The organism is Mycobacterium sp., assembly GCF_040509115.1.
GTDB lineage: Bacteria > Actinomycetota > Actinomycetes > Mycobacteriales > Mycobacteriaceae > Mycobacterium.
The window spans coordinates 1-9173 of sequence record NZ_JBEVLO010000376.1 but is presented as its reverse complement, the minus strand read 5'-3'; the positions used below and the strand labels follow the sequence as shown (position 1 = coordinate 9173).

The window sequence follows — 9173 nt, the reverse complement described above, 5'->3', positions numbered from 1 at the left end:
TGAGCGTGGTCGTCTCGGTGTGCGACCACGGCAAGTCCGCGATCTGGACCTCGTGTGGATGCCCATCGATGTCGATGTAGTCGAGCATTCCGCCGCTCCCGACGTCACCGAACAATTCGTAGGTGAGTCGTTTGGGCGTGAACTCCTCCGGCGCCTGCGGAGGGCTGACCGCCCGGACCGGTCCCGGCGCCGACGATTGGTGCACCTTCCACATGCACAGCGCGCCGACGGCGAGCGCCACGACGATCACCAGGGGTAGCCAGGCTCTCGCCAGAACATGCCTGCCGACTGAACGTTGGGCCACTCGACCTCACCTTTCGTCAGCCTGCCCCGCAGACAACGGGTCGGCACTCCGCAAGGAGTTATATCCTGTACGGGATGTATCTCTCAACCCGGGACGACCTGTCAAAGTCCTGGGTATTCGCCCATCGTTGTCTGTAAAGAGCATCTGCAAGCGTAATTCGCGGCCGAGTGCAACGAACGCGACGGGCGGGCTTATTCCGCAAGACCGCTGACCAGTATGTTTCGCTGTCAGTTGCATCACGGGAATGATATAAAGTACGCATGGAACCAGCCGCCGACCGCGTCGACGCCATTGCCGAGATGATCGAGCTCGGCGCCGACGTCATGTGGCGCCGTCTGGCGGATCGCGACGAGCTCAGTGCGAGCGCAACCCTGGTGTTGAACCGGGTGAACCGCGAAGGCCCGATGCGGTTGACGGCGTTGGCGGCGGCCGAGGGCGCCAGTCAGTCCGGGATGACGCAGCTCGTGCAGCGCATGGAGCGGCAGGGCTTGCTCGAGCGGTGGACCGATCCCGACGACGGCCGAGCGTCCTTGGTCATGCTTGGCGAGGAGGGGCGTCGGATGTGGGATGCCCGGGCCGAAATTCGCAGGCGGCGGATCGCCGAGATGTTGCCCTCGATATCGCAGGATGACCAGGTGGCCCTGTGGCTGGCAGCACGAGTCGTCGTGCGCGTTCTCGGTCAGATGCGCGAGACGACCTGCCCGTCAGCGCAGCCCGAAGCGGACGTCGAGGGCTGACTGCCCGGAGGTGCGGGCGAACACGACGTGGTCATCGGTTGTCTCCTCGGGCGGGCGCGTGCGACGTGGGCAGGTTCGGTGGTGCGGTGACGAGGTCGGCGAGGATCTCGATCACGTGTCGGTACGAGCTGCCCGTGGCCCGTGTCATCGCCAGCTCACAGGTCCGGTTGCAGGACGCGTGGGCGTCGGTGGGTTTGGCGCGGACCTCGGCGGCCTGGCCCGCGGTGGCCGAGGCCGTCAGTTCGGGGTGCAGCATGCCGCGGTCTCCCGCGAAGGCGCAGCAGCCCCAATCCAACGGCACGGCAACGTCGTCGGCCACTTCCCGCGCAAGCGCGAGCAGCGCGTCGTTGAGCCCCAGTTGGGTCGAGGAACAGGTGGGATGAACCGTCAGCGATTTCAGTCGCGGGTGTGCGGCCAAGGTGGGCAGGATGCGTTCGGCGACGAAAGTCACCGCGTCGACGACTCCAATCCCGCTGTCGCGCAGCATCTTCACCAGACCCTCGGTGCAGCTCGACGCATCGCAAATCACCGGTAGCTCACCGTGTCGGGTGGCCGCGTCGAGGGCGGCGACGGTGGCGTCCTTCATGATGCGGTAGCCGGTCGTCATGCCCTTGGACGACCACGGGGTTCCGCAGCACAACCCGTCCACGTTGGCCGGGACCAGGAGAGTGATTCCGGCTGTCGCGCAAAGCCTTTCGAGGCCGCTCTGCACACCGGCGCCGCCTTTCCCCCCGTCGCTTCCTTCACCCCGGTCGGCAGGCCCGAACATCGCGTTGACGCACGCGGGCAGGTACACCGCGTCGGGCTTGCCCTGCGGCGTCGGGCGGGCACGAGGGTGGCCGCCCGCAGGTAGATCCGGCGACCATTGCGGCACGGTGTCGGCGCCGCCGAGTGCACGGCCGGCCTGGCTTGCGGTCGCGGGCATGGCGGCGGGCATGGCGGCCGCGGCGGTCAGCGCGGCACTGGCCGTGCGGGTGGCGCCACCCCATTTGCGGGCTGCCATTCCCCATGCCTTGTCAGCCGCCCTGCCGTGATCCTCGCGGCGTAGACGCCGGACCAGGTCGCCGGTGTTGATCTGCACCGGGCACGCCGTGCCGCACATCCCGTCGACGGCACACGTCTGCACGCCCGAGTACTCGTAGGACTCCGCGAGTTCGTCGGCCAGCGCGCGATCGCCTGCCGACTCCGCCGTTGCGATGGCCCGCCGGACCACGATCCGCTGTCGAGGGGTCAAGGTGAGATCTTTACTGGGACAGACGGGCTCGCAGTATCCGCACTCGACGCACCGGTCGACTTCCTCCTCCACCGTCGGGGTGACCTTGATGTGCTTGAGGTGTACGTCGGGCGAGTCGTCGAGCAGGACGCCGGGGTTCAGTAGCCCGGCGGGATCGATCAGCCGCTTGATCGAGACCATGACGTCGTACAACTCGTCGCCGTACTGGCGACGCACGTACGGTGCCATCACGCGGCCGGTGCCGTGCTCCGCCTTGAGTGAACCACCCTGCGCCAGAACGAGATCCACCATGTCCTCGGTGAAATTGGCGTAGCGGTGCAGTGGCTCCTCGTCGGCGAAGCGGTCGGTCAGGAGAAAGTGGATGTTGCCATCCTTGGCGTGTCCGAAGATCACGGAGTCCCGGTAGCGGTACCTGTCGAACAGCTCGCCGAGGCCCGCGCAGGTGTCCGCGAGCAGGCCGACGGGCACCACCACGTCCTCCAGTAGCGCGGTGGTCCCCGACTCGCGGGCACCCGCCACCGCGGCGTACAGGCCCTTGCGCAGCTTCCACAACTTGGCTCGGGTCGCCGCGTCCCCCGACAGCTCGGCGGGGGACTGCAGGGGCAAGCCCGCGAGCACCGGCTGCGCTCCCTGGGTCAGCACGGAGAGCTCTTCGTTCGTGGTCGACTGGTATTCGAGTAGGAGGGCGGCCTGCCGCTCGACGTTCATCGTGGCGATCGTGGGCGGCGCATCGGGCAGGCGTTGGCCGACGCGCAGGGACCGGGCGTCCATCAACTCCAGGGTGGCTGCCCCCGTTTCCACCAGGTCGGGCAGGGCGCGGTTGGCGGTGTCCAGGTCGTCGAACACCAGCAGCGTCGAACTGACGTGGCTTCGAATCGGGATGGTCCGCAGCGTCACCTCGGCAACGAAGCCGAGAGTGCCCTCGCTGCCGACCACCAGGTGGGCGAGAATCTGACCCGGTTCGTCGAAGTCCAGCAGGGCATTCAGGCCGTAGCCCATGGTGTTCTTCATGGCGAACTGCTGGCGGATCTTGGCGGCCGACGCGGGGTTGGAGCGCACCCGGTCGCGCAGCCGAAGCAACCCGTCGAACAGGTCCGGTTCGAGCTGGCGCAGCCGGGCGTCGGCGTCGGCCGCCCCGGTGTCCACCACCGTGCCCGACGGTAGCACCACGACCATCGAATCCAGTGTGCGATAACTATTCTCGACGGTGCCGCAGGCCATGCCGCTGGAATTGTTGGCGACCACCCCGCCGATGGTGCATGCAGCTTCGCTCGCCGGATCGGGACCGATCTTGCGGCCGTAACGGGTCAACTCGGTGTTCAGTCGTCGCACCGTGACGCCGGGTTGCGTGCGGATGCGGGCGCCGCCGTCGAGCACCTCGGTCGTGCGGAACCCCTTGCGGACGTCGACGAGGATGCCGTCGGTGACCGCCTGCCCCGACAGGCTGGTACCCCCGGAGCGCAGCGTCAGCGGCACGCCGTGGCGGGCGCTGACGGCGAACAGTCGGCCCACTTCGGCGGCGTCCCTGGCGGTGACGACCACCTCCGGGGTCAACAGGAAGTGCGAGGCGTCGGGCGCGGCGGCGTGTCGATCCACCGCGCGAGTACCGACGCGGCTGGGATCGCCCGAGGCCTCGATCAGGGCGTCGATCAGTGCCGACATGGTCAGCGCACCATCCGGCTCGGGGCCGTGAACTGCAGATGAACCAGCACGGTGACACCGTCCTTCGCGTGGGCTGTGCGATGTGACCGCTCGGCGCGACGCGGAGCACGACTGCACTCGATGGTGGCATGTCACACCACTTTTTGTCTAGCAAGTTTACAAGATAGGCAAGTAGCCATGCCTGGCAAGGTGATCTACGGTCGGCACATGGCGAACGGGATACGGGTGGTGTCCGTGGTCGACGCGATCGCCGAGAATCTGCGGGACGCCATCGTCGACGGCACGCTGACGCCGGGCACCGCCCTGACGGAGACCGACGTGGCGGGCCGGTACGACGTAGCCAGGCCAACCGCGAAGGCAGCCATCGAGAAGCTCGTCGCCGACATGATCCTGGAACGCGGCAATCACAAGACCGCGCGGGTGCGGACGTTCGGCGTCGACGACGTGCGCGACATCTACCGCACCCGGGCGCTCATCGAGTCCGAGGTGCTACGGCAACTCGCACTCGCCAAACTGGTGCCCGCCGGGGCCAAGGAGGCCAACGACCGGATCCGCGTCGTCGACGGAGCTGCCGTCGCCGTCGTCAAGCCGGACATGGAGTTCCACGCCGCACTGATCAATGGTCTCGGTAGTGACCGGACCAGCCGGCTGTACAAATCATTGACCGCGGAAGTGACGCTCTGCATGGCGCAGGTGCAGGGGCACCACCTTCTGGACACCGAACTCATCGTCGCCGAGCACGACGCAATCCTCCGCTACCTCGCGGAGGGCGACGGCGCCGGTGCGGCCGAACTCCTGCACGTCCATCTGAGTCGCGCCCGCGAACGGCTGGTCGCCTCGCTCGGCGGCGCGCCCGGCCCAGAGGCCGACGCCCCCGTCACCGTGCGGATCCCACTCGACCGCGACTAAGTCCAACCGGCCCCCGTCAACTAAGTGTTATTGTCCTAACAAAGTTGACGGACTGGAGGGGCATCGTGCGGATCGGACTGGTCGGATACGGCACGGGTGGGCGCCACTTTCACGCCCCGTTCATCCAGGCCGCGGAGGGCTGCGAACTCACCGGTGTCGTGACCCGGTCAGCTGAGCGAGCCGGCCAGGTCGCCGCAGATCTGCCGGGTGTTCCGGTCTTCGGATCGCTGACCGAGTTGCTCGATTCCGGGATCGACGCGGTGACGATCACGACGCCTCCGCAGACCCGGCGCGAACTCGTCCTGCAGGCCGTCGACCGCCGAGTCGCCATCATCGCCGACAAGCCCTTCGCGCCGTCCGCCGCCGCAGGCCAGGAACTGGTCGACGCCGCCCGCGACGCCGGAGTGCTGCTGAGCGTGTTCCACAACCGTCGGTGGGACACCGACGTCACCACGCTCCGCGGTGTGCTCGATGAAGGCGCCCTGGGCGAGATCTGGCGATTCGACTCACGCTTCGACCTAGATGACCCCCAGACGCTGGAGGCCGGACCGCACGGCGGGCTGCTGCGTGATCTCGGTAGCCATCTGGTGGATCAAGCCATTTGGCTCTTCGGGCCCGCCCGGCAGGTGTCGACGAATCTGGACTTTCTCGAGCTTCCCGCCGGTCGTACCGACTGCGGCTTCGTGGTCACCGTCGTCCACGTCAACGGCGTGCACTCCCATCTCTCGGCGAGCAAGGCGAATCACGTCGTATCAAGGGAGTTAAGGGTTTTCGGGTCGAACGGCAGTTACGTGTCATCGCAGACGGACGTCCAGGCGCAGGCCATCTTCGCAGGCAAGCGTCCCGTCGACGATCCGGTCGGCTGGGGCTACGAGGCACCCGAACGGTGGGCCGTCCTCTCGACCGCCGAGGGGAGCCGCCGGGTGCCGTCCGCCCAGGGTGTGTACGCCGACTACTACGCGCGGTTCGCTGCTGCGGTGCAGGGCACGGGTCCCCAGCCGGTGCCCGCAGCTGAGGCGGTCCACACGCTTGCCGTGCTCGACGCCGCCCGGCTCAGCGCACAAGAGAGCCGGTCGGTCACGCTCTGAGCGCGTCCGACTTCAGTACTCGAAGCCGTACCCTCCGCGCAGGTCGCGGTGGGCCACCTCGAGCGTGCGGTCGCACAGATCCACTAGGGCGTCGAGGTCCAGATCCGATTCACTGCCGAGTCTCTCCAGCCACCCGATCTCCTCCTTCTTGAGTTCGGACCACTTTCGCTCGCCGCCGAAGTACACGGTGGATTCGTCCGGGGGTGGCACGTCGACGGCGGTCTGGGCCAATTGCCGCTTGCACGAATCCAATTGCGTCAGCGAGTAGCCGCGCTCACGGAACTGCCGATCCCACTCGTCGAGGAGCAGGTTGGCCATCTCGCGAACCGGTGGTGCGGCGTAGATCATCAGCTCGGCGACCCCGTCGTCGAGCCCCAACCGCATTCGGAACTCGTAGAGCTCGCCAATGGCTTCGGCCCGCCTGCGGTCGACCTCAGCACCGTCGGCGGTTCCGGTGTACTGCGCGCCGCGCTTGACGTAGAGGGTGGCGGAGATCAGGGCCTTCAGCACCGCCTTCTTGTCGTCGGCCGCCCGCTTCTCGAAGTCGAGAGTCCGTTCGTGACGCCGATCGTCCCGCCTGTTTCTGGCATCGAGGCGCTTGGTCCAAATAGCCACGGCCGCAGACGAAACCACTGACACGATGGGTACGATCGCATTGGCCACCACCGTCATCCAGTTCATGTGAACCCCGTTCCCGTGAGCCGGCCAGCGCACGTCGTGACATCGCCCTTCCTACCGCAAGATCGTCCCCGGTGTCAGCTAACTCGCCAACCGATGGTGCGGGTGGCCACTCGGACCTCGGGGCCCAGCCGACGCAGATGCGTGCTCAGGTCCTCGACGACCGACTGCAGCTCGGTGTCCGTCATCGGGTCGAGAGCGTCCAGGATGAACAGCGCGCTCGTCGTCTCGTCGCGCAGCTGGGTGCGGCGTCCCTGACGCCAGTTCCAGCGCCGGCACGTCACACCCTCGTCGTCACACCACACCACCTCACCAGGGTCGGGGTGTTCGACTACCGGCTTCCCCCCGGCAGTCGTGTCGAACGGTTCGCGTCCAGTCGCCCGGATCAGTTGCGGCGCACCAACATAGAAGCTCAGGTCCTCGCCGCCGATCGGCACCTGGTGCAGCACCGAGAGCGCGTTGTAGACGTCGGTCAGCCGGTTGACACGCGGCAGACCCGTCTCCGCCCGCCGCATCAAGGCCTCCACGCTGTTGCGCGTGCGCTGCGGCTTGGCGCCGAAGGCCCGATACGCCTCCCGCCACGCCGCGACATGGGGCACCTGATCCACCGATCGATCGCGCAGAGTTCGTCGGGCAGCCGACTCGGCCGCCAGGATCAACGCCGCGTCATCGTCGTCACTCGCACCGTGGGACAACCCGTCGACGGCCAACAGTGCCGCGCGGTAGTCCGGTCGCAGGGCGAAGACCGCATCGTCGACGCGGGCTGCGGTCAGCAACTCCTCGAAGGGGTCGACGTCAGGCACGGTTGGCGCTCACCAGATCCACGCTATCGCGAGCCGGATCCACGCTGCCGCGTGACGTCCAAGACGGTCGGACGGCGCCGCAGGTGGGCGTTCGTCGGATCCGGTGTCTCCTGTCGGCAATCGGCCTGGTCGATCGATCACCCGGCGGCCCACTCCTTGGCGCGGTCGATCTCGTCGAGACCGAAGAGGGCCAGTTCACCAGGCACCATCCACGCCAGCGCATGCAGCGTGTGGGCCACCCACTCCCGATCGGAGACGATTGCGATGCGCTTGAATGCCGAATGGTGATGAAGCAATGCGCCGAAGCCCTGTTTGAGATCCTGCGCGAGCCCACCGGGGCCGAAGCCCTCGTAGTCGTCGGCAACGACCTCCACGAACCTGAGCTCCTCGGCGCCGAGCAGTTCGTCCATGGTTGGCCTGAATTTCCGCATGTCGTCACCGGTGAGCCGGCCCGATACGCGGATGCCGGAAACTCCCTTCGGCATGTCGTCGAGCACTTCGATCATCGACTGTCCTCTCTCCCGCGGCCAGGTCCGGCCGGTTGGCTGGCAATTGACTTGCAATTGACTACTGCCACGTCCGATCGTCGCGCATGCGGCCCCGGCTCCGCCAGGGTCGGCTCAGACCGAATTCCGGGGACGTGGGCAACGATTTCGTGGGTTCCCGAACTTTCGTCGTACCAGGCCCAAACTTATTGGTAGCGAAGGCATTTGCGCCACATCAACTTGCCGAAGCCGAGCTCGGCCGGGTATGGTCGAGACAACGAAGGGGAGTAGCCCCAAATCGGGTGATCGACACACTGGTCGGGCTGGCGAAGCCGCTCGACCCGGTCACCTGAACCGGATCTCTAACCGGTGGGCGAGACCTTCGGCCGCATCGACCATTGGGTCGCCGGCCGGAGGCTCGAACTTGCCTCCTCCGGCGGTCACGCATTGAGGAGACCCCCGTGCTCGCCGCTCTGCTGCTGAGCTTCGCCGTCATCTTCATCGCCGAGCTGGGTGACAAGACCCAGCTCGTCGCGATGATGTTCGCCCTGCGCTACAAGTGGTGGGTGGTGTTGGCGGCCATCACCGCTGCCACCACGGCCGTGCACGTTCTTTCGGTCGCCATCGGCCACTACCTCGGCGCCGCCCTGCCGACGCACCTGCTCGGCATTCTGGCCGGTGCGATGTTCGTCTTCTTCGGCTTGTGGACACTGCGCGGCGACACGCTCAGCGATGAAGACAAGAGCCGAGCGCAGAAGGCCGCCGCGCCCGCGTTCTTCGTCGTCACCTCGGCGTTCATCCTGGCCGAGCTCGGCGACAAGACGATGCTCGCGACCATCACGCTTGCAGCGGATCACGATTGGGTCGGCGTGTGGATCGGCTCCACGATCGGCATGGTCGCTGCGGACGGGCTCGCCATCATCGTCGGTGCGGTCGCGGGCAAGCACCTTCCCGAGCGGCTCATCCAACTCGGCGCGGCGGCCGTGTTCTTGCTCTTCGGCGCCTACCTGCTGCTGGAGAGCTTCCTGCCGACGGCGCCGATCGCAGTCATCGCCGGCTGCGCGGTCGCGATCGTCGCAGTTCTCGCCGGTGTGCTCAGGGCGTTGCCGGAACGGCTGCGCCCCGCAATCCTGCGGGCGCAGCCCGCCGTGACCGCCTCCGCCGTGTCCGACGAGGACGAGCACGCCGAGCAGGATGCAGTGGGACTCGCTGGGGACCCGCACCGTCAGACCTGACGTGATCGTGATGGCCCGCCCCAGCGAGGGGCGGGCCA

9 protein-coding genes are annotated in these 9173 nt (G+C 67.2%); 4 read left to right on the top strand and 5 right to left on the bottom strand.

All coding sequences use genetic code 11. The features are described 5' to 3' along the window. The coding region (locus tag ABW137_RS26140) for an MmpS family transport accessory protein (RefSeq protein WP_526404373.1) at positions 1–304 on the bottom strand (304 nt) is incomplete at its 3' end. Positions 305–564: 260 nt separating this feature from the next. Between ABW137_RS26140 and ABW137_RS26135 the strand changes: the two genes are divergently transcribed. Then, positions 565–1041, top strand: coding sequence for a MarR family winged helix-turn-helix transcriptional regulator (locus ABW137_RS26135; protein ID WP_526404372.1), 477 nt, complete (start codon positions 565–567; stop codon positions 1039–1041). Between the two features lie 31 nt (positions 1042–1072). On the opposite strand, the gene ABW137_RS26130 is transcribed toward ABW137_RS26135, so the two are convergent. Further along, complete coding sequence (locus ABW137_RS26130) at positions 1073–3937, bottom strand: FAD-binding and (Fe-S)-binding domain-containing protein (RefSeq protein WP_526404371.1); 2865 nt, start codon at positions 3935–3937, stop codon at positions 1073–1075. Between the two features lie 207 nt (positions 3938–4144). On the opposite strand from ABW137_RS26130, the gene ABW137_RS26125 reads away from it, so the two are divergent. Together ABW137_RS26125 and ABW137_RS26120 are read left to right on the top strand one after the other, a co-directional pair. Continuing rightward, a complete protein-coding gene (locus ABW137_RS26125) occupies positions 4145–4846 on the top strand; it encodes a GntR family transcriptional regulator (protein WP_526404370.1) in 702 nt (233 codons plus the stop codon). Between the two features lie 65 nt (positions 4847–4911). Continuing rightward, on the top strand, positions 4912–5934 hold the full coding sequence (locus ABW137_RS26120) for a Gfo/Idh/MocA family protein (RefSeq protein WP_526404369.1): 1023 nt from the start codon (positions 4912–4914) through the stop codon (positions 5932–5934). Positions 5935–5946: 12 nt separating this feature from the next. Here the strand turns inward: ABW137_RS26120 and ABW137_RS26115 are convergent, their stop codons facing one another. From ABW137_RS26115 to ABW137_RS26105, 3 genes are all read right to left on the bottom strand, one after another. Then, a complete protein-coding gene (locus tag ABW137_RS26115) occupies positions 5947–6549 on the bottom strand; it encodes a hypothetical protein (protein ID WP_526404368.1) in 603 nt (200 codons plus the stop codon). 140 nt (positions 6550–6689) lie between these two features. Further along, entirely contained in the window at positions 6690–7415 is a 726-nt protein-coding gene (locus ABW137_RS26110) for a B3/B4 domain-containing protein (protein ID WP_526404367.1), read from the bottom strand. Positions 7416–7552: 137 nt separating this feature from the next. Continuing rightward, positions 7553–7921, bottom strand: a complete 369-nt coding sequence (locus tag ABW137_RS26105; RefSeq protein ID WP_526404366.1) for an STAS/SEC14 domain-containing protein — start codon at positions 7919–7921, stop codon at positions 7553–7555. A 440-nt stretch (positions 7922–8361) separates the two neighbouring features. Between ABW137_RS26105 and ABW137_RS26100 the strand changes: the two genes are divergently transcribed. After that, a complete protein-coding gene (locus ABW137_RS26100; RefSeq protein ID WP_526404365.1) occupies positions 8362–9135 on the top strand; it encodes a TMEM165/GDT1 family protein in 774 nt (257 codons plus the stop codon). The last annotated feature ends 38 nt before the right edge of the window (positions 9136–9173 follow it).